Genomic DNA, 22,838 nt, shown 5'->3' on the forward strand with positions numbered 1-22,838 from the left:
TAGTGAGGGCCTGCAGTGCTCACGTGATCACCTCGGTTGCTTCGTGGCCGTCGCCGTAGGGCCTGGAAGGATCCACCGGTTCGGTCAGGCTGCCGTACGTGTCGGGCCTACGGGTGAGCAGGAACGGAAAGAGCTCGAGCCAGTCCCGGCGCTGGTCGAGGTCGAGATCGGCGACGAGAACGGCAGGTTCGTCGCGCGGAGCCTGGACGAGTACGCGGCCGTACGGATCGGAGATGAACGACGAGCCGTAGAAGGTGATGTTGCCTTCTGCGCCGCATCGGTTGGGCACGACCATGAACAGTCCGCTGGAAATGCCGTTGGCGACGATCACCTGCTGCCACAGTGGCTGGGTGTCGAACTTCGGGAACGCAGGCTCCGATCCGATGGCCGTCGGATAGGCGAGGATCTCGGCGCCGCCGAGTGAGTAGCTGCGGGCGACCTCGGGAAACCATTCGTCCCAGCACGTCGGCAGACCGATCCGTGCGCCGCCCAAGCCTTCCGGCGTGTACACGGGATAGGGGTCGTCTGCGGGGCCAGGGCGGAAGTAGGTGTCCTCGTAGTAGCCCGCGGAGATCGGAATGTGAAGCTTGCGGGTGCGAGCGAGGAGCTCACCGGTCGCCCCTACCAAAATGGCAGTGTTGAACCCGAGACCGTCTGCTTCCTGTACTTTTTCGTACAACGATGCATGCACGACGATGCCGTTCGCCCGCGCAGCTTCGGCGGCCAACGAGAACGTCGGGCCGGTGAGCAGATCCTCGGCGTCGCGGCCTGGATTCGCGGGTGCGCGAGTGTCTGCCGGGTAGCGCAGCAGCGCGATCTCGGGCAGGAAGACCACCGTGGCGCCCAGTCCTGCTGCCTCGGCAATAGCCTGCAGCAGTTCTCGGCGCAGCGCTGCGGCATCGGGGTTCCATCGATGCTGCACGAGCCCGACGCGCAGCGGTGCGCGGTCGCTCGGCGTCGTACGAGACAGCGGCGCTGGCGCGGTGAGATTGTGGAGGATCTGCATCGGGACTCCTGTGACAACGAATGTGACTTTTTCGGGTGCGGTCGGCCTCAGTCCTCGATGACCAACGCCGGGGTGTCCTTCTTCAGGATGTGCCCCTTGAAGAATTCCGGCATGCGCACCGCGATGATCAGCATCAGCACGATGCCGAGCGCAATGATTCCGACACCGATCAGGAACACCATCCCGATGCCGAAGAGTGATGAACCGCTGCCGAATTCGGGGTCCCACGCGTCGACCGAGGTCTGCACGAACACCACGACCATCCCGACGCCGCCGAGCAGCGGTGCCAGGAATTTGAAGAAGAAGTTCCGGACGGAGGTGAACAGCTCTTCGCGGAAGTACCAGACACAGGCGAAAGCCGTTATGCCGTAATAGAAACAGATCATCAGTCCGAGAGCTGCGATGGTGTCGGTGAGTACGTTGTCACTGACCACGCGCATGACCGCGTAGAACCCGGCGGACGCGACGCCCGCAACGATCGTCGCGAAGCCGGGGGTGCTGAACCGCGGAGTGATGGAGGCGAATCGCTCCGGTATGGCCTTGTAGTGCCCCATCGCCAGCAAGGTTCGGGCGGGGGAGATGAACGTTGCCTGCAACGAGGACGCCGAGCTGCTGAGCACCGCGAGCGACAGCAACACCGCGAACGGTCCCATCACCGGACTTGCCAGGGCGGCGAACACGTTGTCCGAGGTGTCGGGATTCTGCAGGCCGTTGCCGGTGTCACCGGTACCCGCGAACAGCAGCGTCGCGACGGCGGTCAGCAAGTACAGCACGATGATGCAGAACACGGTGACGATCGCGGCGCGCCCGGGAATCTTCTCACTGCCCGCGGTCTCCTCGTTGACCGTCAAACAGACGTCCCAGCCCCAGTACATGAAGATCGACAGAGACAGCCCAGCGGTGAACGCAGAGAAGCTCTCGATGCCGAACGGGTCGAACCAGTCGAGGCTGAAGCTGATGTCGTCGGCACCCTCGCCCTGTCCGATCTTGACGAACGCGGCGATGATGAACCACGCCATGACCACGAGCTGGAAGGTCAGCATCGTGTACTGCACGACCTTCGTCTCCTGCATCCCGCGATAGCAGAGCCATGCCGACAGCGCCATGAACACCAGGCAGGTGATGATGTTGACGGGTTTGTTGCCGGACAGGTCGGCGAGCGAATCGTTGCTGGTGACCTGTGCGAGGAAAAGGTAGAAGAAGTCGACGGCAACGCCTGCGAGGTTGGACAGCACGATGATCGTCGCGGCGATCAGGCCCCAGCCGCCCATCCATCCGATGTACGGGCCGAAGGCCTTCGATGCCCACGTGAACGACGTCCCGCTGTCCGGCTCGGCCGAATTGAGCTCGCGATATCCCAACGCCACCAACAGCATCGGAATGAATCCGACGATGAAGATCGCGGGCAGATGCACTCCGACCTCGGAGACCGTCGGACCGAGCGACGCCGTCAGCGCGTAGGCCGGGGCGATCGTCGAGATGCCGAGCACGACGCTGGCCAGCAATCCGAGTTGGCCGGCGGACAGGCCTTTGGATTCGACCTTGATGTCGTAGTGCGTGTGTTCCTTCATGCTCGATCTCCTTCACCACGCGGCACGACGATCATCGGGACGGGAAGTACGCGAAGAATTTTCGCGGCGGTGGAGCCCAGAAAGAGGCGGCGTGGTTGGCCGAGTCGGCTGGACCCGACCATCAGGATGTCGCCCTCGTGCCATTCCAGCGTCGACACTGCTTTTTCTATACTGTTGCCCTCGGCGACGATCGAGTGGACCTCGGTGCCTGCCGGAAGTGAGGCGTGCGCCGCGCGAAGGTTCTCGTCCGCCTTGGTTCGATCGCGTTCACGAGCGGCGAGTGTGTACGTGTCCTCGCCTGCCGCACGGCCGTCGAGGGATACGAGCGAGAGCAGCCGAAGAGGCGACGACGCCTTGGCGGACAGCTCGAAAGCGGTGTCGGTCAGCGTTTCTGCGCCCGGACGGTTGCCGACGGCGCACGTGATCTCACGGATCTTCTCGACTCGGTTGTGCCGGGTTCCCCGCGGTGCGAGCGCCAACGGCACGTGCGCCACGTGCAGCAACTCGCTGGTCACGCTGCCGACCGCATGCCTTCCGAGGAGACCGTCGCTCGCGGCGCCGACGACGATCATGTCGGTCTCACCCGTGTCCGGCTCGTGATCGGCGGCGAAGTCGATGAGTCCTTGCGCGAAGGACTCGTCGAACAGGAGGTGGCCCTCGGCCTCGATGCCCTCCGGCACGAGGGCCAACGCGTCGGCGAGCCATTCCGTCGCGCGCTGCACGAGGATGTCGTCGTAGGCGGTTTCGACGGGAGCTTTCGACGGCACCGGCCGCTCGCACGGGAGGACGACGCAGATGTCCATCCTGGCGTCGAAGGTCCGCGCGAGAACGGAGGCGAGCGCCACACCGTCCTCACCGCTCGGGGTGGCTTGATATCCGACGATCAGGCGCATGTGGCTGCCCTTCCGGTGACGGGAATCTTCAATGACAGTGCCCGTCACCCGAAGGGGACGGTGACGGTCGAACATCGAGCGACGGGTTTCGGTCGAAGAATCCGAACGGTTTGAGCCAGAACGACACTGTGTCCGCCGGCATCACCGGCCAATCCTCGGGGCGTGTGATGTGATGGATGCCGAAGGTGTACCAGAGAACGACATCGGTGTTCTCGATGCTGCGGTCCGCTTGTGTCCACTCGGGCAGGCCGTGGTCGACACCGCTCTGGTTGACGAACTCTCCACTGGGCCAACGCTCCTCGGGCGAATTGGGCGTTACCCATACGGTGTGGCCGATGACCTGGGCGCGTTGGAAGACCGGCGAGGCGGGATTGAACATCGACGGAATTGCCGCTCCGGGAACGAGTTTGTACGACGGGTGAGTGCCGAGTCCGTTGGTGACGTTGTCGTTGACGACCTTCCATGCCTTCTGTGTGTTCCAGTCGTAGTCCTGCTTGCCCTCGGACTCGGTTGTCAGCGGGGTGTTGACCTGGGTGAGCGCGAGGCCGTACGGGTTGCCCGGTCCTATCGGAACCTGCTGAGTCTCACTGGAATAGACGGTGTTCTCGGTGCCGTCGATGTCCAGATCGAGTCGCGCTACCAGGAAGTGCTGGTGGAATGGGGCGTACGTTCGATTGTCGACCAGCGTCCCCGACGGGTGAGTGCCACCCTCGTCGAAGTGCGTCACGACCATGATCCCCGTGGCACGGACCTCGCACTCGATGTTGCCGTCCTGGTAGAACCGCCAGTACACGAGATATTCGTAGTTCGCGACGGTGGCGTGGAAGCTGACCGTGAGACGGCGCATGCGCCTGACCTCGGTACCTGCGTCGTGGTCGATGTGCTTCCACAGCACCGCGTTGTCCTCTTCGTGGATGCAGATCGCATTGGTGATCGTGTACGGCTCGCCCTTGCTGTCGTGCAGTACGGCGTCGAGGTAGCGGATCTCGCCGAGGCAGTCGCAGCCCAGTTCGAGCGAGGTGGTCATGAAGCCGAGCCCCCACTCGCCGATGTCGAACGCGGTGCGTCGGTAGTGGTCCTCGCTGTGGTCGCGGTACGGAACGACCATCTCCGCGAACGACATTCGATTCGCGACGGAACGGATGTTCCCGTTGTCGTCGTAGGTCACCGCGTGCAACGTCATGCCCTCGCGGTAGTTGAATCCCACCCGCAGCGACCAGTTCTGCCACGTCAGCAGGTTGCCGTCGAGCTCGAACGACGGGCCCTCGGGTTGGGTGATGTCGAGCGGCTTCAAGGGCGGTCTCGTCGACGCATTCCTGATGCGCTCCGGGATGTGCCGCGGCACGTACTCGCCCATGATCTCGGGGCGCTCGACACGGTAGGTGTCCTCGATCTCGAGCAGTTCCATCGTGTTGACGTCGATGACGCAGTGGAATCCACCGACCGGTCCGGCATACGGATTGGCACCCTCGGCTGCTTTGACCCACGTGTCCGACCAGCCGAGGCGTCGACCCTTGTACTTCTCGGGTGTGACGGCCTCGCCGTAGGTCCAGGTATCCATGAACACCAGGTCCAGATCGGTGATCCCTCGGTCGGCCAGCGCCGCAATGACATCGGGGTGGGCGCGCAGGACGGCGTCGGCTTCTTCCCACTCGTCGACGGTGAAGTTCGGTTGCACGTCCGGGATGTGCGTCCATGACTCGGTGACGAGGTCGTCGAGCGAGACGACGGCCTTGAACATGGCGTTGTGGGTGCGATCGAGCACCACCGAGACTGCCCGACGCGCAGGCCGCGTCCCGTCGGCATCGAAGCTCGCGATCGCCGTTTTGGATGGCTCGATCATCTCGATCGAGCAGTACCGCCACCCGTCGCCGACCTCGTGCTCCCGAGCGAGAACGGCTGCAACGGAAGTGAACTCGTCGCTGCTCAAGGGATCAAGTGGATGGCTCATCGGATGGACTCCGTCGAGCTCATCACGTGCTTGATGCGCGTGTAATCCTCGACGCCGTAGGCGGAAAGATCCTTTCCGTACCCCGAATACTTGAATCCCCCGTGTGGCATCTCCGCGACGAGCGGAATGTGGCAGTTGACCCAGACCGCGCCGAAGTCGAGGGCAGCCGACAGGCGAAGCGTTCGTCCGTGATCGGAGGTCCATATGCTCGACGCGAGCCCGAATTCGACGTCGTTCGCCAGTTCGATCGCCTCGTCCTCGTCGGTGAACTTCTGCACGGTCAGGACGGGCCCGAACGTCTCCTCCTGGACGATGGCGTCGGACTGCTTCACTCCGGTGACGATGGTCGGTTCGAAGAAGAAGCCCGTGTCCCCGATGCGGTGTCCACCGGTGACGACGGTGGCGTGCGATCCGATGCCCTCGACCTTCGACTTCACCTGGTCGAAGTGGCTGACGTTGTTGAGCGGTCCGTAGAAGGCGTCGGGATCGTCCGGTCGCCCGACCTTGACCGATCGTGCTTTCTTCACGAGTGCCTCGACGAGCTCGTCGTGCACCGATTCGTGGACGAGAACGCGCGTCACGGCGGTGCAGTCCTGGCCCGCGTTGAAGAATGCGGCGTCGCCGATGCCGTCGGCAGTCTTGTCGATGTCGACGTCGTCGAACACGATCGCCGGGGCCTTGCCGCCGAGTTCGAGGTGGGCGCGCTTGAGTTGTTTGGCGGCTCCGACCGCCACCGCGATGCCCGCCCGCACCGAACCGGTGATGGACACGAGTGCGGGTGTGCGGTGTTCGACGATCGCGGCGCCGGTTCCGCCGTTTCCGAGTACGACGTTGAAGACACCGTCGGGGATGATGCCCTTGGAGATCTTCGCGAGCACGAGAGTGCTTTCCGGCGTCGTGTCGCTCGGTTTGAGCACGATGGTGTTTCCTGCGGCCAATGCGGGCCCGATCTTCCAGATCGCCATCATGAACGGGTAGTTCCAGGGCGTCACCTGTCCGACGACACCGAGGGGCTCACGTCGGACGTAGGAGGTGAATCCGTCCATGTACTCGCCCGCGGACTTGCCGTCGAGCAGGCGGGCGGCGCCGGCGAAGAAGCGGACCTGGTCCGCGCCGACGGTGATTTCCTCGGCCGCGATCGTGGCCTTCGGTTGGCCGGTGTTGCGGCTCTGCGCTTCGACGAGTTCGTCGCTCGCCGCCTCGATCGCGTCGGCCAACTTCAGCAGAACCTTCTGTCGTTCGCTCGGTGTGGTTCTGCCCCACGTTCGGAATGCGACTTCGGCAGCGGACATGGCCGCGTCGACATCGGCGGCGTCGGAGATCGGGGACCTGGCGACGACCTGCTCGTCGACGGGGTTGATCACATCGAGAAACTGGGTTCCGGACGGGGTGACGAACTCTCCGCCGATGTAGTTCTGCAGGACCTGCACAGTCATCGCGATAATCCCATCGTCAGTGCACAGCCGAGTGATGGCGTGTTTCGGTTCTGCAAATCGTCCACCCGGAGTGTGATCTTCGCTACCCGACAAGATGTCGATTCGATCTCGAATCGGAGGGACGAAGTGTCCTTCCGGCGCGGAACTGCACCGGGTAGCGTCCTCGGGCATGAGCGAGGGGACGAGGCCGACGCAAGTCGGGGACAACACGTGGGCGTTCGTGTGGTCGGGGAGTTGGGGGCAGGCGAACACCGGACTGATCGTCGATCCGGGAAGCACGTCGATGATCGTCGACACGGTATGGGACGTGAACCGAGCCCGGCAGATCGCCGACGAGACGTCGAGGTTGGTCGTCGACGCGCCCGTCACCGACGTCGTCAACACACATTCCGATGGTGATCACTGGTGGGGTAACGACACCGTGCCCGCAGGTGCACGCATCATCACGAGCACCGCATCACTGCATGCGATGAAGGAGGAGGCGCCGCCGCGCGCGGTGCATGCCTTCGCCTCGCTCGGGTCGATGGTCGGGTGGGTGCCGGGACCGCTCGGTGCGATGGGGAGCTACATGAACCGCGTCCGCGGCGGTGCCCGACTCCCACGGAGAACACCGCGCATGCCGACTCACACGTTCGATGTGACCGAGCAGATCTCGGTCGGGAGCCGTTCGGTCGGACTTCGCTGTCTCGGTCCCGCACACACCTCGGGTGACCTCATCGCCCATGTACCCGACGCGGGCGTGGTGTTCGCAGGCGACCTGTTGTTCGTCGGGTCGACACCGGTTGTGTGGCACGGTCCCCTCGGTAACTGGACCGCCGCACTCGATCACCTGCTGTCGCTGGACGCGGAGGTGTACGTACCGGGCCATGGGCCGCTGTGTGGAACCGCGGAAGTCGCGGCGGTGCGCGACTACTGGACCTGGGTCGAGACGGCCGCACGAGAGCACTTCGACGCCGGTGTGGAGGCCAGGCACGCGGCACGGAACATGATGCAGTCGAGAGACTTCCTGCCGTTCGCGCACTGGGGTTCACCCGAAAGGGTCGTGCTGAGCCTGTCGACGCTGTACCGACTGTGGGACGGCAAGCCCGCCGCGCCGCCGACCCTCGCCAGGCGAGCGCGCGCGTTCGCCGACGGGGGGACCCTGCTTCGAGAGAAAAAATCACGCTGAGTGTAAATCTGGGTGGACATGCCGGAGCGGACGATCATGGAACGAGTGACGTCTGCCCCGGTGTATCACCGCTACCGCGACCCCGATCTGACCGAACTCGCGCACCGGAACGAGACCCTCGATGTGTTGCTCGGGCACCACTCGGTTCGAAGTTTCACCGCCGAGCCGATCGACACCGCAACTCTCGAAACCATTGCCGCGGCCGCACAATCGGCACCGACATCGTCCAATCTTCAGGCCTGGAGCGTCGTCGCGGTCCGTGACCCACACCGTAAGTCGCGGCTCGCAGCGTTGGCAGGTGACCAGGCGTTCATCGTCGAAGCTCCCGTGTTCCTGGTCTTCGTCGCCGATCTCGGCAGAGCCCGTCGCCTCGCGGAGAGCCGCGATGTTCCCCTGGACGGGGCCGACTACCTCGAAAGCACGCTGCTGGGCTTCATCGACGCTGCCCTCGGTGCGCAGAACGCCGTCGTCGCAGCCGAGTCGCTCGGGTGGGGAACCGTCTATGTCGGTGCGGTACGCAACAATCCGGAACTGATCGCCGACGAGCTCGGGCTGCCGTCGGGAGCCTTCCCGGTGTTCGGGCTGGCGATCGGGCGTCCGGGCAACGACACGGCAGGCGTCAAGCCCCGTCTACCGCTGTCCGCAGTTCTCCACCACGACACCTACGACGTCGCCGCGGCGGACGCAGGGGTCACCGCGTACGACGAGCGACTCGGCGAGTACAACCGAGAGCAGGGACGAGACACGCCGTGGACCACCGCGGTGCTGGGTCGCCTGCGCGACGCCTCGTCCCTCAAGGGGCGGGACAAGATTCGGCATTCGCTGGTATCCCGGGGCTGGCCGTCCCACTAGAGCGGACGTTCGAAGACAAATCGGTCGGTTGTTCACGAAGAAAGTAGCTATACGTGCGTTTCCAGATTCTCGACATCATCTTCAACCCGCCACACCCCGTCACCGGCGACGTGGTCCATCCGTCGGAGCGCCTCAATCGCGTCGTCGAAATGGCCGTTCTCGCCGAGGAACTCGGATTCGACTCGTACTCGGTGGGGGAGCGTCACGCCGGGGACGTCCTGTCGTCGTCGCCGACGGTGATTCTGGGGGCGATCGCCCAGGCAACGAATCGCATTCTGTTGTCGACCGGGGTCTCGGTGGTCTCCGTGCTCGACCCCATCCGGGTGGCCGAGGACTTCTCCACGATCGATCAGCTCAGCCGGGGCCGCCTCGAGATCGTCATCGGCAAGGGCAACGAGGTCCTGCAGTACCCACTGTTCGGACTGGACATCACCAAGCAGTACGAATACCTCACCGAGAACTACGAACTCCTGCGCCGACTCATCCGCGAAGAACACGTCGACTGGACCGGGACGCATCGGCATCCGCTGAACGACGCGACGACCCTGCCGCGGCCCTTCGACGGACCCTTCCGGATCTGGCACGGATCGGCGACGTCGATCGAAGCCGTCGACCTCGCTGCGAAATGGGGCGACCCGATCGTCACCGCGAACGCACTGCAGCCCCGCGAGAACTACAAGGTGCTGATCGACCGGTACCGCGAGCAGTACCGCGCACACGGACACGACCCGGAGAAGGCGTACGTGGGATCGGGGTCGGGCGGGCTCTTCCTCGCCGACACGACCGAGCAGGCAATCGAGGACTTCCGTCCCCTGTACGAGGGTGCCGTCGCGCAGCAGGACAAGCGCAAGCACGATCCCGCGGCGAAGGGTAAGGTCACCAGCTTCCGGACCATCGAGGAAGCCGTCGAACGCGGCCCTGCCCTCGTCGGATCACCGGAGCGCGTCGCCGAGAAGATTCTCGATTACCACGGCAGTTACGGTCACGATTTCCAGTCCGTGTCGATCAACCACAATCTCGACTTCGAACGACAGAAGGACACACTCCGACGGTTCGCCGAGGAAGTGATCCCGCTGGTGAAAGCGGAGCTGAAGACAACACTGTGGAGTGTCGAGGACAAGGAACGCGCGAAAGGCTTCACTGCACAGTAGGTCTTCACTGCACAGTAGGACTTCACCGCGCAGTAGGTCTTGCCACGGCCGCGGTGTTCGGGGTCATGCGTCGAACGATTCCGAATGCCACGAGTCCGATCACCACCAAGGCGATTCCCAGGTACGTCGGCCCCGAGTCGGTGATGAGCAACGCTGCGCCGACGATGCCGACGAACGCCGGAATCCAGTCGAACAGTGCGCTCATGGCCGGCGGTGCATCTGCGGAATCGGTGGGTGTCGACGCCGGCGCCGGTATCTGCGCTCGGGCGACGTCGGGGTACCACTCGGTGAAGTTGACGGCGAACAGCATTGCGCCGATCTGGAGGATCCATCCCGTCCAGAAGTTGTCGGAGGTGTGCAGGACGATCACGCCGTAGAGGCCGGCCAGCGCGGAAAATCCGAACGCCAGCGCCCAGACGAGGGTGATGCGGTAATTGATTCGCAGAAACAGTGGGCTGTCCCAGTACTCCTCAGGCGTTTGTTCCCTGGCGTATTCCAGCGTGAACGGCTTGCGCAGGAGAATCGACCCGGCTGCGAAGACCACGAGGGCTATGTTCGTCATCTCGCCGGACCACAGTTCCATCCACGTGATCACCCCGGCCGACGCGAAAAGTCCGATGGCGGCGATGATCGCGAAATATGCGACGTCGAACAATTCCATCACTTTCACTCGTCCACCGCGTCGGTGGCCGAGGACGACGAACAGGACGGACAAACCCAGTGCGATGCTCGCGGCTTCCTCGAACCGACCAGGGCCGACGATGAGAGACATCGCGATCCATGGCGCCAGTCCGGACAGCGGTGATTCGAGAAACGCGTCGATCAGGTTGTGCTTGCGGGCGAGGGGAGTGTCATCGGGCATGGTCAATGATCTGCGGACACCCCTGCAACATGGAAGATGAGATCAGGGGTGAAATTGATACGGCTGTGAGATCGATACGGCTGTGAGATCGATACGGCTGTGAGATCGATACGGCCGTGAGATCAGCGGACGAGGTACGGGGACACCGAGCTACGGTGCTCGTCGATGTCGAGATCCTTGCCGAGCGGGGGGAACGCACGTTGAGGGCAGTTCGATCGTTCGCACACCCGGCAACCCGCTCCGATCGGCGTCGCGACAGCCGAGCCGGCGATGTCGAGGCCCTCGGCGTACACCAACCGGTTGGCGTGCCGGATCTCACAACCCAGTCCGATCGCGAACGTCTTGCTCGGCTGGCCGTACCGGGCGGCGCGGCGCTCGACCGTGCGGGCGATCCACAGATAACTGCGCCCGTCGGGCATCTCGGCGACCTGGGTCATGATCTTGCCCGGATAAGCGAAGGTCTCGTATACGTTCCACAGTGGGCACGTTCCGCCGCTGGAGGAGAAGTGAAATCCCGTCGCCGACTGTCTCTTGGACATGTTGCCTGCTCGGTCGACCCGGACGAACGAGAACGGAACGCCGCGTAGCTTGGGACGCTGCAATGTCGAGAGGCGATGGCAGATGGTTTCGTAGCTGACCGAGAAGAATGCCGACAGCCGCTCGACGTCGTATCTGAAATCCTCTGCGACATCGTGGAACTGGTGATACGGCAGAACTGTCGCGGCAGCGAAGTAATTCGCGAAGCCGAGAACCGCGAGCTTCCTCGACGCATCCGAGGTGAAACCGCCTTCCTCGACCATCGTGTCGAGCAGATCGGCGCACTCCAGATAGGCGAGCTCGGCGGCGAACTTGAACATCTTCTGCCCACCCGACAGGTGCGGTGAGATCTCGAGAACTCTGGTCTTCGGGTCGAAACGATGCAGTACGTTCTCACCGAGGTCGATGCGGTTGACGATCTGAACTTCGTGCACCGTCTGTAACCGTTTGGCGATCTCGCCTGCGACATCGGCGCGATGGAAACGGATGCGCGAAGTCAATTCCTCGGCGGCGGTGTCCAACTCGTGCAGGTAGTTCTGGCGTCGATAGAAGTAGTCGCGAACTTCCTCGTGAGGCTTGCTGATCGAGCCACTGCCGCTGCCGTCGCTGAAACGTTCTTCGGTGGCCGCCGCCAGCTGAGCCGTCGTGTTCCGATAGCGGCGGTGCATGTTGACCATGGCCCTGGCGAGCTGTGGATGTGACGACACCATCTGGGCGATCTCGTGTGCGTCGACGGCGATGCCCATGTCCTGGTCGAGCGCGACCTCGCGGAGCTCGGCGACCAGTCTGGTGTCGTCCTCGGACGAGAAGAACGACGTGTCGACTCCGAACACTTCGGAAATTCGCAGCAGGACAGGCACTGTCAGCGGCCGAACGTCGTGCTCGATCTGGTTCAGATAGCTCGCCGAGATTTCGAGTTTGCCGGCAAGAGCGACCTGGCTCATCTTGCGTTCGGTACGCAGTTGCCGTAGCCGCGCGCCCGCAAAGGTCTTGGACATGTGCCTCAGGCTACGCCTGCGAAGAAATTCCTTAGCAAAGTTCGCTGGGTGACTGTCGGATCACGATCCGGTCGACGAAGGGAACATAACCCGCTGCGCAGGCGTATACCGGTAGTGGACCTAGTTCGCTCAGCTAAAGAAGTTCGCACTACTAAGTAAGAGGGAGGCAAACATGTCCGACAATCTCCGTGAAGTCTCGCGCGATGCACTCGTGTTGCTGGTGGGAGTCGTGTTGGTCGTGTCGACCATCTGGTTACCGGTCGGCGGTGACACCGGTGTGTCCGGAGCCATCCTCATCCTTGGAATGCTGTCTGCTGGGACCGCGCTGTGGGCCATGTCGAGCGCCTCCAGATCCAGCCACTGGGCGCACCTGGTGCTCGGTCTGATGCTCGCGCTGTCTCCCGTCGTCCTCGCATTCCCCGCTGGCCTGATGGCTGCGGATCTGTTCGCACTCGTCGGCGGAGTGATCATCGCGGCGGTCGGAGTTCTCGGCGTTCTCTCCGGTAATCGCCGCGCGCCGGTGGCCAGCACGCTCATTGCGACGTCCTCGCGTCCGCGGGTGCGCGCGCAGCGGTAACTCGCCAGCTCTCTCGACCCCGAGCGCCCTTCCGTCCACCGGCTCGAATCGGTGGACGGGAGGGCGCTCTGTCGTGCGACGCCTGACCATGTGGCGAGATTCCGGGGGCCGTCATGGCCATCTGGTCCCGTCGGAGGGCGGAAAATCAGGGTGATTGCAGTCACAACTAGCTAAAAGCACCGAGTCGACTGGCTCGATTCAGACGATTTCCATCCAGCCGTACGCTCGTCCGGTTATATTTACGTTCATTGCGTTCACGGCCTGCAGGTTTGGCCTACTGGCGAGTAGGAAGCCTGCCCAATTGGCGCGCGTTTTGCCCGGAAAATCTTCGCAACGTTAGCAAGCGAATCTGGAAATATAGCCAAGATTGGCAGTAGTAACAGGTGGACGGGCCTTTTTGGATGTGTCATGGTTTTTAGGAAGCATCTGGAGAACACCCACAGGGCCTGGCAACGGTGTGAAGAAATCGCGCACCGACCGGCCGATCAGATCAGAAAAGACTGGAGCTGACGATGTCGACCACCGGCACCCCGAAGACCACCGAAGAGATCCAGAAGGATTGGGACACGAATCCTCGCTGGAACGGCGTGACGCGTAACTTCACCGCCGAGCAGGTTTCCAAGCTGCAGGGCACCGTCGTCGAAGAGGCAACTCTCGCACGGCGTGGGTCCGAGATCCTCTGGGACCTCGTGAACAACGAGGACTACATCAACTCGCTCGGTGCACTCACGGGCAACCAGGCAGTCCAGCAGGTCCGCGCCGGCCTCCGTGCCATCTACCTGTCCGGCTGGCAGGTCGCAGGAGACGCGAACCTCTCGGGCCACACCTACCCCGACCAGAGCCTGTACCCGGCCAACTCGGTGCCGACCGTCGTTCGCCGCATCAACAACGCACTGCTGCGCGCCGACGAGATCGCCAAGGTCGAGGGTGACACTTCGGTCGCCAACTGGCTCGCACCCGTCGTCGCCGACGCGGAAGCCGGCTTCGGCGGCGCGCTCAACGCGTACGAACTGCAGAAGGCCATGATCGCGGCAGGCGCAGCAGGTGTGCACTGGGAGGACCAGCTCGCATCGGAGAAGAAGTGCGGCCACCTCGGCGGCAAGGTTCTGATCCCCACCCAGCAGCACATCCGCACCCTGACCTCGGCGCGCCTCGCGTCGGACGTCGCCGATGTTCCTTCGGTGATCATCGCCCGCACCGACGCCGAGGCCGCAACGCTGATCACCTCGGACGTGGACGAGCGCGACGTGGAGTTCCTCGACGGAACTCGCACCGCCGAGGGCTTCTTCGGTGTGAAGAACGGCATCGAGCCCTGCATCGCTCGTGCCAAGGCATACGCCCCGTACGCAGACCTCATCTGGATGGAGACCGGTGTCCCGGACCTCGAGGTCGCGAAGAAGTTCTCCGAGTCGGTGCGCAGCGAATTCCCCGATCAGCTGCTCGCCTACAACTGCTCGCCTTCGTTCAACTGGAAGGCACATCTGGACGACGCGACCATCGCGAAGTTCCAGAAGGAGCTCGGCGCGATGGGCTTCAAGTTCCAGTTCATCACCCTCGCAGGCTTCCACTCGCTCAACTACGGCATGTTCGACCTGGCACACGGCTACGCCCGCGAAGGCATGACCGCGTTCGTCGACCTGCAGGAGCGCGAGTTCAAGGCTGCGGCCGAGCGCGGCTTCACCGCCGTCAAGCACCAGCGTGAGGTCGGCGCAGGCTACTTCGACACCATCGCCACCACGGTCGATCCGAACACCTCGACCGCAGCTCTGAAGGGCTCGACCGAAGAGGGACAGTTCCACTGATCCGTCAGCACTGATCCGACCGGTCGACTGGTAGTAGAGGGAGCTGACGTGACCAGCGAGAAGATTCAGCGAGTCGGCGTGATCGGCGCCGGGCAGATGGGTGCAGGAATTGCCGAAGTCTGCGCACGCGCTCACGTCGACGTGCTGGTCTACGAGCAGACACGTGAACTGACGGCCGCAGGACGCGCACGCATCCTGCGGTCGTTGGATCGCGGCGTCAGTAGCGGGAAGATCACCGAACGCGAGCGAGAGCAAGCCGCATGGCGGCTGCGCTTCACCTCCGATCTCGGTGATTTTGCCGATCGTCAGCTCGTGGTCGAGGCGGTGTTGGAAGACGAGAAGGTCAAGGCGGACATCTTCGCCGAGCTCGACTCGGTGGTGACGGACCCGAATGCCGTTCTCGCCTCGAACACCTCCTCGATTCCGATCATGAAACTGGGGATCGCCACCAAGGCCCCCGATCGGGTCGTCGGAATGCACTTCTTCAACCCGGTGCCGGTGCTTCCGCTGGTCGAGCTCGTCACCACACTGAAGACGAGTGAGGCCGTGTCGGAACGGGCGGAGAGATTCGCCGGTGACGTACTCGGCAAGCAGGTCGTCCGATCGGCAGACCGCTCCGGGTTCGTGGTCAATGCTCTGCTGGTGCCCTACCTTCTCTCGGCCATCCGCATGGTCGAGTCGGGCTTCGCCACCAAGGAGGACGTCGACAAGGCGACGGTGCTCGGACTCGCACATCCGATGGGCCCGCTCGCGCTGGCCGACCTCGTCGGGCTCGATACGGTCAAGTCCATCGCCGACTCGATGTACGCCGAGTTCAAGGAGCCGCTCTTCTCCGCCCCGCCGCTGCTGCTGCGCATGGTCGAGGCGGGGCTGGTGGGCAAGAAGACCGGAGCGGGGTTCTACAAGTACGAGAACGGTCGGGTCGCGAAATAGGTACACGTGGTGTGGGTGTGCGTGGTCTGAAAGGGACTCGACATGGCCAGCAGTGAAGCCGAGTTCGGTTCGAGCGTCCTGGGGTACCCGAGGATCGGGCTGCGACGCGAGCTCAAACGCGCGCTGGAGGCGTACTGGCATGGCTCGTCGAGCAGGGCGACGCTGGAAGCTGTCGGACGCACCATTCAAGAGGACACCTGGAACGAGCTTCACGCGATCGGGTTGACTCAGGTCCCCGGAAACACGTTCTCGTACTACGACCACGTGCTCGACGATGCTCTCCTGTTCGGTGCCGTGCCGACACGGTTCGAGCACCTCTCAGGCGGCCTTCATCCCCTCGACTTCTACTTCACGATGGCTCGCGGTACGCCGGAACTCCCGCCGCTAGAGCTGGTGCGGTACTTCGATTCGAATTATTACTATCGTCAGCCGGAGATCGACGAGACGACGTCGTTCTCGCTGCACGCGGAGTCGCTGATCGACGAGTTCGATCGCGCCAGGGCGTCGGGCATCGAGTTGCGTCCCGTCGTTCTGGGGCCGGTGTCACTTCTGCTGTTGTCCAAACCGGGTCCTGATGCGGCAGAGCAGTTTTCGCCACTCGACCGGCTCGACGATCTGCTGCCCCACTACGCCGCACTGCTCGAACGGCTCGCCAAGCGCGGCGCCACGTGCGTTCAGCTGGACGAGCCTGCCTTCACCGGCGAACGAACCGAGGATGAACTCGCCGCGCTCGATCGCGCCTACACCGCGCTCTCGACGACCGCCCTCCGTCCGCGCTTGCTCGTGACAGGTCAGTACGGCTCACTCGGACCGGCTCTGCCGATTCTTGCGGCCACCAAGATCGAGGCCATCGGTCTCGATCTCGTCGCGGGACGGATGACGCCGGACGATCTCGCCGCGATCCCTGGCATGAGGCGAAAGCGCCTCTACGCGGGAGTCGTCAACGGACGCAACGTCTGGCGCGCCGACCGCGTCGTCGTGCTCGAGTACCTGAACCGGCTGAAAGAGGTGTGCCCCGATCTGGTCGTCTCGACATCGTCGACGCTCCTTCATGTTCCGTACGACGTGTTGTCCGAGTACGACATCGACGGCAACGTCGCCGATCGCCTCGCTTTCGCGCAGCAGAAGGTAGGAGAAGTCGTCGCGCTGGCGAAGGCGCTCACCGACGGGCCGTCGGACAAGTGGCGCAAGAGACCTACCGAGGTGCATTTCAAGCAGAAGCACGCGGTGCGGCACCGCGTCTACAACATCACTCCCGAGATGCGCGAGCGAATTCCCTACGCCGAGCGCAAGATCGCGCAGCAGGAGGCGCTGCACTTGCCGCTGGTGCCGTCGACCACACTCGGTTCGTTCCCTCAGACCGGAGCCATGCGCCAGGCTCGATACGAACTGAGTCAGGGCAGGCTGAGCGAGGACGAGTACCGCAAGCTCGTCGAGAGCGAGATCGAACAGGTCATCCGTCTGCAGGAGGACATCGGACTCGATGTCCTGGTGCACGGCGAGATCGAGCGGAACGACATGGTCCAATTCTTCGCCGACGCGCTCGACGGATTCGCCACGACGACCAACGGGTGGGTGCAGGCGTACGGATCTCGTTGTGTCCGACCGCCGATTCTCTACGGAGACGTTGCGCGCCCGGCGCCGATGAGTGTGGAATGGACGGCCTTCGCCCAGTCGCTGACCGACAAGCCGGTCAAGGCGATCCTGACGGGCCCGGTGACGATGCTCGCCCGGTCGTTCGTTCGCCAGGACCAACCGCTGCACGAGACGGCCGACCAGGTGGCGCTCGTGGTCCGCGACGAGATCGCCGACCTGGAGAAGGCGGGGATCGGGATCATCCAGGTCGACGAGCCGGCGCTGCGTGAGCTACTTCCGCTGCGGGAGAAGGGGCGTGAGGAGTATCTCCGCTGGTCGGTCGCGGCATTTCGGCTGGCCACTGCAGGCGCGAAACCCCAGACACAGATTCACACGCACCTGAGCTACTCGACCAGGGCGTCGGTGGTCGAGGCCATCGAGAAGCTCGACTGCGATGTGACGGCGGTCGTCGCGACGAGGTCCATCACCTGGGTTCTCGGGGCGCTGCAGGAGAACGTGCTGAGTCACGGGGTGGGGCCGGGGGTGTACGAAAGTCGTTCTGCGCGAATCCCGGACATAGACGAGCTGGACGAACTGCTGACGCAGGCAGCGCGGACCGTCGATCCCGATCGGTTGTGGGCGAACCCCGACGGAGGGTTGAAAACGCGTCACTATTGGCAACTCGAACCATCACTGCGTAATTTGGTGGCAGCGGCGCGACGGGTGCGCCGACGAGCGGAACAGGGGATCGATCGGTGAGCAAATCGAAGAAGTCGGGCGGGATTCTTCCGAAGGTGTTCGGAATCGGATTGGCCGCAACGGGTGCAGCGCACTTTGTCGTCCCCGAGGCGTTCGAGGGCATCACCAAGCGGCCGTTTCCGCAGGACACCAAGACCTGGATCACGCGCAACGGTGCGACCGAGCTCGTTGTCGGAGCCGCAATCGCGCATCCGAAGACTCGTAAGTTCGGGCTGGTGAGCCTGGGTGCCTACGTCGGCTGGTTGGGATACAACATCGCACGGAACAGCTAGCGCGCACCAGCTGAATTTGTCGTCAATCACTCGCTCGAGCCGGGAATAGCCTGCTCGAGCGAGTGTCCGTTTTGCAAGGTTACCGATGCGTAGGTAGCAATGGATGAATGACTTCAGTTTCTGCCTACACGGCCACAGCCGCAGACGCCCCTCTCGAGAAGGTCACGATAGAGCGTCGTGAGCTCGGCCCGAAGGACGTCCTCATCAAGGTCGAGTACGCCGGTATCTGCCATTCGGACATTCACACCGCACGGAACGAGTGGGGCGGCACCAACTACCCGGTCGTCCCCGGACACGAAATCGCAGGCATCGTCGCCGAGATAGGATCCGACGTGACCGGACACAAGGTCGGCGATCGCGTCGGCGTCGGCTGTTTCGTCGACTCCTGTGGCAAGTGCGAAGCCTGTCTCGCGGGCGAGGAGCAGTACTGCATCGAGGGTGTGACAGGCACCTACAACGCTGGGTTGCCCGACGGCTCCATCACCCAGGGTGGCTACTCGACGCACATCGTCGTCACCGAGGGCTTCGTGCTGCGCATTCCGGAGGGCATCGAACTCGACGTCGCTGCGCCACTGCTGTGCGCGGGCATCACGCTGTACTCGCCGCTCAAGCACTGGGGAGCGGGGCCGGGCAAGAAGGTCGCCATCATCGGTCTCGGCGGACTCGGCCACGTCGGCGTGAAGATCGCGCATGCTCTCGGCGCCGAGGTCACCGTGCTCAGCCAGACCCTGAGCAAGGAAGAGGACGGCAAGCGCCTCGGAGCCGACCACTATTACGCCACCTCCGACGAGAAGACCTTCGAGAAACTCGCCGGCGAATTCGACCTGATCATCAACACCGTGTCCGCCAAGATCGACATGGACAAGCACATGTCCCTGCTGGCGATCAACGGCTCGCTCGTCATCCTCGGTCTGCCGTCCGAGCCGATCGAGGTGCAGGGATTCACCCTCGCCGCCAACCGCCGCAGCCTCGCGGGATCGATGGTCGGCGGCATCGCACAGACTCAGGAAATGCTCGACTTCTGCGCCGAACACCACATCGGCGCCGAAATCGAGACCATCTCGGCGGAGCAGATCAACGAGGCGTACGAGCGGGTGCTGAAGAGCGACGTGCGGTACCGATTCGTGATCGACGCCAAGACTTTCTGACCCTCGGGACTTTTTGATCCTCGGGAATTTCTGTTCGGAATGTGGTGACGTGCCCAGCCGGGCGAGCGTAGCTTCGAAATCGGGTCGCTTTCATGCAACGGAGGACTCGAGATGAAACTGAACACGTTCACCGGCTGGGCCGCGTACGGCTTGTTCGTGGTTGCGGTCGCATCACTCGGCATGTTCCTCGTCGCCGCAGGCTACGGACACGGAGCGCTGGCGATACTCGCCGGTTGCGTGTGCGTCGTGGCCATCGCAACGGCAATGGGACTCGTCGGTGGAGTCGTCAAGCACGACCACAGGATCCATCGGGACACACCGCGGTTGCTGTGACCGTCGAGCGGCGTCTCTAGCTCTCGGCGAGGCGCTTCTTTTCCAGCTCGACGTCGAAATCGGCGACGGGCCAGTCGAGTTCGAGCTTCTCCAGGGCATCGATCAGCAATTCGGTGACCGCGAGCCTGCTGTACCACTTCTTGTCCGCCTGAATGACGTGCCACGGCGCGTAATCGGTGTTGGTCCTGTCGATGACGCGCTGATAGGCGGTGCGGTACTGCGGCAGAAAACCACGCTCGGTGACGTCTCCCGGGTTGTACTTCCAGTGCTTGTCCGGTCGATCGAGCCGCTCCTGCAATCTCTTTCGCTGCTCCTCCGGCGACACGAACAACGCGACCTTGACGATGTGTGTGCCCTCGTCCGTCAGCTCCTTCTCGAACGCGTTGATCTCGTCGAAACGGGGCTCCCACACCTGGCGGGGCACCAGGTCGTGCACGGCCACGACCAACACGTCCTCGTAATGCGATCGATCGAACACCCCGATCCGTCCCCCGCGAGGAAGTTCTTTGCGTATGCGCCACAGGTAATGATGCTGGCGCTCCTGTTTCGTCGGCACCCCGAACGACGCGAGATCGACGCCCTGCGGGTCCACCATGCCGATCACGTGCCGAACCATCCCTCCTTTTCCTGCGGTGTCCATCCCCTGCAGCACCAACAGAATGGATCGGAGATCGCCGGTTCGGCCGTTGGCGTACAGCTTCTCCTGCAACGCCGACAACACCTCGCCCCGCTCGGCGAGCAAAGCCTGCCCGTCGACCTTCTTGCCGTCGAATCCCGGTGTCAGCGCAAAATCGATGTCGTCGATGCGGGTCGAGTCCGTTGCCCGCAGAATTTCGGCGGCCGGTGACGACCAGAGAGACTCGGAATTCTTCTTCGCATGCTTGGCCATGGGGCGACCCTAACCCCATTGCCGTGCGTTTCATGATTACTGTGGGATTCATGGCTCCGAAACTTGCATCCGCGGAATCCGTCGCGCGTTCTCGTCTGCTCGAGTTCGTCTCGCCGCGCCACCACTCGACACTCATCACCCACAAGCGCGACGGCGGCCTGCAGGTATCACCGGTCACCTCGGGGCTCGACTCCGAGGGCCGCATCGTCATCGCGTCATACCCGGAGCGCGCCAAAGTCGCCAACATCAGACGCAACTCCGCGGTGACGGTGTGCATCCATTCGGACGAGTGGAACGACGCGTACGTCCAGATCGACGGCACCGCCGAGATCATCGATCTGCCGGACTCCGTGGAACCGCTCGTCGAATACTTCCGCAGTATCGCCGGCGAGCACTCGGACTGGGACGAGTACCGCGAGGCAATGCGAAAGCAGGGAAAATCGTTGATCCGCATCACCATCGAATCCTGGGGCCCCATCGCCGAAGGCGGTTTCCCGCCGGGCAGGGTCTGACCTCGGTCGCAGGGGTGAGCCTGCTTCCGTTGGTGAGCCCGTTTCGTTGGTGAGCGAATGTCACATTCGGTCACCTGTGGGTGTGCGAGGGCGACATTGGGTCACTCTGAGTGTGCGAGGGCGACATTGGGTCACTTTGACGGTGCGCCTGTGTGCGAATGTCACATTTGGTCACCTGTGGGTGTGCGAGGGCGACATTGGGTCACTCTGAGTGTGTGAGGGCGACATTGGGTCACCTGTGGGTGTGTGAGGGCGACATTGGGTCACTTGTGGGTGTGCGAGGGCGACATTGGGTCACTCTGAGTGTGCGAGGGCGACATTCGGTCACCCCGAAACCCACTCCGAGTGCGCGAGGGCGACATTCGGTCACCCCGAAAGACCGCCGAAACTAGCAGTTACTCGGCGCGGGGAGGCCGGTGAAGCGGTCGGCGATCCAGGTTTCGAGGAGTGATCCTGGGTCGACCGAGTGTCCCTGGCCTTCGAGGCGCACGCGGAGGACCGTGTCGCCGAATCCGCAGGCGCGCCCGAGGGCGACTTCGGTCCACTGGGGGAGCACGATGTCGTCGGCGCCGCCGTAGACAGCGAGGATCGGAGCCGGTGACGCCGCCCCGGGGAGTGCGTACTGCTGGAGGCGCGAGGTGAGTTGTTGCGCCGCGGAGGTGCTGGATGCCGTCGTATCGCCGGGTTGCGGGTCGGCGGCTGCAGCGGACTTCGCGGGTGCGCTTGCCGGCCCGCACGAGATCAATGCCTCCGCTTTCTCGCCGAGCACGCCGTGCAGGTGGTCGGCCGGGTCGATTCCGGGGTCGACGGCCGAAGCACCCTCGACGATCATCGGGTAGATGGCTCGTTGGCCGCCGGACAGAGTCGACGTCTGTGCCTTGTCGACGACGGGGGAGACGTCGAGGGCCGGTGCGAGGACTGCGGCGCCGACGAGGTCGAGACCATCGCCGTACGCAGGGTTGTATTCGTTTGCGGCCCAGGCTGCGTGGCCTCCCTGGGACGAGCCGACAGCCAGCCACCGGGTGGACAGTGTCGGGTCGAGAGTACGGGCGGCTCGGACGGAGTCGATGACGTCGAATGCGGCGGTGCGCGGCTCCAGATAGGGGTGCGGAGGTGCGTCGGTCTGGCTGCTCAAACCTTGGTAGTCGGTGTAAGCGACGGCGTATCCACGGTCGAGGAACAACGACACCGCCCCGGCGTCGCCGGACAGCTGCGAGGTTTCGGTGGGCGCGCATCCGGGCTCGATGCCGACGGTTCCGTGTGCGTAGGCCACGACGGGTCGACCCCCGGGCGGCGCGTCACCGGACGGAACGAACAGCGCTCCGCTCACGTCGGTCGACTCGCCGGTGACGCCCGAGATGGACCGATAGACGAACGTCGCCGCCGATGTGCCCGCGGGGAAGGCCGCGACGTCGAAATCGGTGTCGGTCGTGCTGGTCACGATTGTTCCCCGGGCGGCAACCGCCTCGTCGGACGCGGCAGGCTGCGTCGTCGAATATGCGGGTACTGCGGTGTCGTCGCCTCCGCAGGCGACGGCGGTCATCGCGCACAGCCCGACCGCCGCCCACGTTGCTGCCGTTCCACTCCGCCGACGCCGAATTCGAGACACAGGT

General features: G+C 63.7%; 20 protein-coding genes. 11 read left to right on the top strand and 9 right to left on the bottom strand.

Annotation, left to right across the window (positions count from 1 at the left end; all coding sequences use genetic code 11):
- Window positions 1–19: 19 nt before the first annotated feature.
- The 5 genes from RY1_RS14540 to RY1_RS14560 are packed head-to-tail and all read right to left on the bottom strand — an operon-like array spanning window position 20 to window position 6,857.
- Complete coding sequence (locus RY1_RS14540; protein WP_072804303.1) at window positions 20–1,006, bottom strand: nitrilase-related carbon-nitrogen hydrolase; 987 nt, start codon at window positions 1,004–1,006, stop codon at window positions 20–22.
- Between the two features lie 47 nt (window positions 1,007–1,053).
- A complete protein-coding gene (locus RY1_RS14545; protein ID WP_072804304.1) occupies window positions 1,054–2,577 on the bottom strand; it encodes an APC family permease in 1,524 nt (507 codons plus the stop codon).
- The gene (locus RY1_RS14550; protein ID WP_072804305.1) at window positions 2,574–3,470 is read right to left on the bottom strand and encodes a universal stress protein; all 897 of its coding nucleotides are present in this window, start codon (window positions 3,468–3,470) and stop codon (window positions 2,574–2,576) included. Before RY1_RS14550 ends, RY1_RS14545 begins: the two co-directional genes overlap by 4 nt.
- A 28-nt stretch (window positions 3,471–3,498) precedes the next feature.
- Window positions 3,499–5,421: a primary-amine oxidase gene (locus RY1_RS14555; protein ID WP_072804306.1), complete on the bottom strand. Its 1,923-nt coding sequence runs from the start codon at window positions 5,419–5,421 to the stop codon at window positions 3,499–3,501.
- Window positions 5,418–6,857 carry a gamma-aminobutyraldehyde dehydrogenase gene (locus RY1_RS14560; protein ID WP_072804577.1) on the bottom strand — a complete coding sequence of 480 codons (1,440 nt, stop codon included), beginning with the start codon at window positions 6,855–6,857 and terminating at the stop codon, window positions 5,418–5,420. The genes RY1_RS14555 and RY1_RS14560 overlap by 4 nt, the downstream gene beginning before the upstream one ends.
- 169 nt (window positions 6,858–7,026) lie before the next feature.
- Here RY1_RS14560 and RY1_RS14565 point away from each other — a divergent pair, with 169 nt between their 5' ends.
- Genes RY1_RS14565 through RY1_RS14575 form a run of 3 tightly spaced genes read left to right on the top strand, consistent with a single transcriptional unit; the run spans window position 7,027 to window position 10,028 of the window.
- Entirely contained in the window at window positions 7,027–8,025 is a 999-nt protein-coding gene (locus RY1_RS14565; RefSeq protein ID WP_072804307.1) for an MBL fold metallo-hydrolase, read from the top strand.
- An 18-nt stretch (window positions 8,026–8,043) separates the two neighbouring features.
- Window positions 8,044–8,877, top strand: a complete 834-nt coding sequence (locus RY1_RS14570; RefSeq protein WP_245819672.1) for an NADPH-dependent oxidoreductase — start codon at window positions 8,044–8,046, stop codon at window positions 8,875–8,877.
- A gap of 53 nt (window positions 8,878–8,930) precedes the next feature.
- The gene (locus tag RY1_RS14575) at window positions 8,931–10,028 is read left to right on the top strand and encodes an LLM class flavin-dependent oxidoreductase (RefSeq protein WP_072804308.1); all 1,098 of its coding nucleotides are present in this window, start codon (window positions 8,931–8,933) and stop codon (window positions 10,026–10,028) included.
- 22 nt (window positions 10,029–10,050) lie between these two features.
- Here RY1_RS14575 and RY1_RS14580 read toward each other — a convergent pair whose 3' ends face one another.
- Entirely contained in the window at window positions 10,051–10,890 is an 840-nt protein-coding gene (locus tag RY1_RS14580) for a DUF3159 domain-containing protein (RefSeq protein WP_072804309.1), read from the bottom strand.
- A 122-nt stretch (window positions 10,891–11,012) separates the two neighbouring features.
- A complete protein-coding gene (ramB, locus tag RY1_RS14585; RefSeq protein ID WP_072804310.1) occupies window positions 11,013–12,425 on the bottom strand; it encodes an acetate metabolism transcriptional regulator RamB in 1,413 nt (470 codons plus the stop codon).
- A gap of 172 nt (window positions 12,426–12,597) precedes the next feature.
- Here ramB and RY1_RS14590 point away from each other — a divergent pair, with 172 nt between their 5' ends.
- From RY1_RS14590 to RY1_RS14620, 7 genes are all read left to right on the top strand, one after another.
- The gene (locus RY1_RS14590) at window positions 12,598–13,002 is read left to right on the top strand and encodes an SPW repeat domain-containing protein (RefSeq protein ID WP_072804311.1); all 405 of its coding nucleotides are present in this window, start codon (window positions 12,598–12,600) and stop codon (window positions 13,000–13,002) included.
- 512 nt (window positions 13,003–13,514) lie between these two features.
- A complete protein-coding gene (gene aceA, locus RY1_RS14595) occupies window positions 13,515–14,804 on the top strand; it encodes an isocitrate lyase (protein WP_072804312.1) in 1,290 nt (429 codons plus the stop codon).
- Window positions 14,805–14,852: 48 nt separating this feature from the next.
- A complete protein-coding gene (locus RY1_RS14600; RefSeq protein ID WP_072804313.1) occupies window positions 14,853–15,737 on the top strand; it encodes a 3-hydroxybutyryl-CoA dehydrogenase in 885 nt (294 codons plus the stop codon).
- 42 nt (window positions 15,738–15,779) lie between these two features.
- A complete protein-coding gene (gene metE / locus RY1_RS14605; RefSeq protein WP_072804314.1) occupies window positions 15,780–18,071 on the top strand; it encodes a 5-methyltetrahydropteroyltriglutamate--homocysteine S-methyltransferase in 2,292 nt (763 codons plus the stop codon).
- Window positions 18,068–18,343 carry a DoxX-related protein gene (locus RY1_RS14610; protein WP_072804316.1) on the top strand — a complete coding sequence of 92 codons (276 nt, stop codon included), beginning with the start codon at window positions 18,068–18,070 and terminating at the stop codon, window positions 18,341–18,343. Before metE ends, RY1_RS14610 begins: the two co-directional genes overlap by 4 nt.
- 107 nt (window positions 18,344–18,450) lie before the next feature.
- Window positions 18,451–19,491: an NAD(P)-dependent alcohol dehydrogenase gene (locus RY1_RS14615; RefSeq protein ID WP_072804318.1), complete on the top strand. Its 1,041-nt coding sequence runs from the start codon at window positions 18,451–18,453 to the stop codon at window positions 19,489–19,491.
- Between the two features lie 111 nt (window positions 19,492–19,602).
- Window positions 19,603–19,824 (top strand): hypothetical protein, encoded by a 222-nt coding sequence (locus tag RY1_RS14620; protein ID WP_072804319.1) that lies wholly within the window; start codon window positions 19,603–19,605, stop codon window positions 19,822–19,824.
- Window positions 19,825–19,840: 16 nt separating this feature from the next.
- Here the strand turns inward: RY1_RS14620 and RY1_RS14625 are convergent, their stop codons facing one another.
- Window positions 19,841–20,713: a PPK2 family polyphosphate kinase gene (locus tag RY1_RS14625; RefSeq protein WP_072804321.1), complete on the bottom strand. Its 873-nt coding sequence runs from the start codon at window positions 20,711–20,713 to the stop codon at window positions 19,841–19,843.
- A 50-nt stretch (window positions 20,714–20,763) separates the two neighbouring features.
- Between RY1_RS14625 and RY1_RS14630 the strand changes: the two genes are divergently transcribed.
- The gene (locus tag RY1_RS14630) at window positions 20,764–21,225 is read left to right on the top strand and encodes a PPOX class F420-dependent oxidoreductase (protein WP_072804581.1); all 462 of its coding nucleotides are present in this window, start codon (window positions 20,764–20,766) and stop codon (window positions 21,223–21,225) included.
- 388 nt (window positions 21,226–21,613) lie between these two features.
- On the opposite strand, the gene RY1_RS14635 is transcribed toward RY1_RS14630, so the two are convergent.
- Entirely contained in the window at window positions 21,614–22,834 is a 1,221-nt protein-coding gene (locus tag RY1_RS14635) for a lipase family protein (protein WP_245819673.1), read from the bottom strand.
- Window positions 22,835–22,838 lie beyond the last annotated feature (4 nt).

Origin of the sequence: Rhodococcus yunnanensis NBRC 103083, assembly GCF_001895005.1 — a bacterium.
GTDB lineage: Bacteria > Actinomycetota > Actinomycetes > Mycobacteriales > Mycobacteriaceae > Rhodococcoides > Rhodococcoides yunnanense.

Bases quoted from the DNA above. Each gene is read 5' to 3' on its own strand.
- RY1_RS14540 (WP_072804303.1), bottom strand. From the start codon at position 1,006: ATGCAGATCCTCCACAATCTCACCGCGCCAGCGCCGCTGTCTCGTACG.
- RY1_RS14545 (WP_072804304.1), bottom strand. From the start codon at position 2,577: ATGAAGGAACACACGCACTACGACATCAAGGTCGAATCCAAAGGCCTG.
- RY1_RS14550 (WP_072804305.1), bottom strand. From the start codon at position 3,470: ATGCGCCTGATCGTCGGATATCAAGCCACCCCGAGCGGTGAGGACGGT.
- RY1_RS14555 (WP_072804306.1), bottom strand. From the start codon at position 5,421: ATGAGCCATCCACTTGATCCCTTGAGCAGCGACGAGTTCACTTCCGTT.
- RY1_RS14560 (WP_072804577.1), bottom strand. From the start codon at position 6,857: ATGACTGTGCAGGTCCTGCAGAACTACATCGGCGGAGAGTTCGTCACC.
- RY1_RS14565 (WP_072804307.1), top strand. From the start codon at position 7,027: ATGAGCGAGGGGACGAGGCCGACGCAAGTCGGGGACAACACGTGGGCG.
- RY1_RS14570 (WP_245819672.1), top strand. From the start codon at position 8,044: ATGCCGGAGCGGACGATCATGGAACGAGTGACGTCTGCCCCGGTGTAT.
- RY1_RS14580 (WP_072804309.1), bottom strand. From the start codon at position 10,890: ATGCCCGATGACACTCCCCTCGCCCGCAAGCACAACCTGATCGACGCG.
- ramB (WP_072804310.1), bottom strand. From the start codon at position 12,425: ATGTCCAAGACCTTTGCGGGCGCGCGGCTACGGCAACTGCGTACCGAA.
- RY1_RS14590 (WP_072804311.1), top strand. From the start codon at position 12,598: ATGTCCGACAATCTCCGTGAAGTCTCGCGCGATGCACTCGTGTTGCTG.
- aceA (WP_072804312.1), top strand. From the start codon at position 13,515: ATGTCGACCACCGGCACCCCGAAGACCACCGAAGAGATCCAGAAGGAT.
- metE (WP_072804314.1), top strand. From the start codon at position 15,780: ATGGCCAGCAGTGAAGCCGAGTTCGGTTCGAGCGTCCTGGGGTACCCG.
- RY1_RS14615 (WP_072804318.1), top strand. From the start codon at position 18,451: ATGACTTCAGTTTCTGCCTACACGGCCACAGCCGCAGACGCCCCTCTC.
- RY1_RS14620 (WP_072804319.1), top strand. From the start codon at position 19,603: ATGAAACTGAACACGTTCACCGGCTGGGCCGCGTACGGCTTGTTCGTG.
- RY1_RS14625 (WP_072804321.1), bottom strand. From the start codon at position 20,713: ATGGCCAAGCATGCGAAGAAGAATTCCGAGTCTCTCTGGTCGTCACCG.
- RY1_RS14630 (WP_072804581.1), top strand. From the start codon at position 20,764: ATGGCTCCGAAACTTGCATCCGCGGAATCCGTCGCGCGTTCTCGTCTG.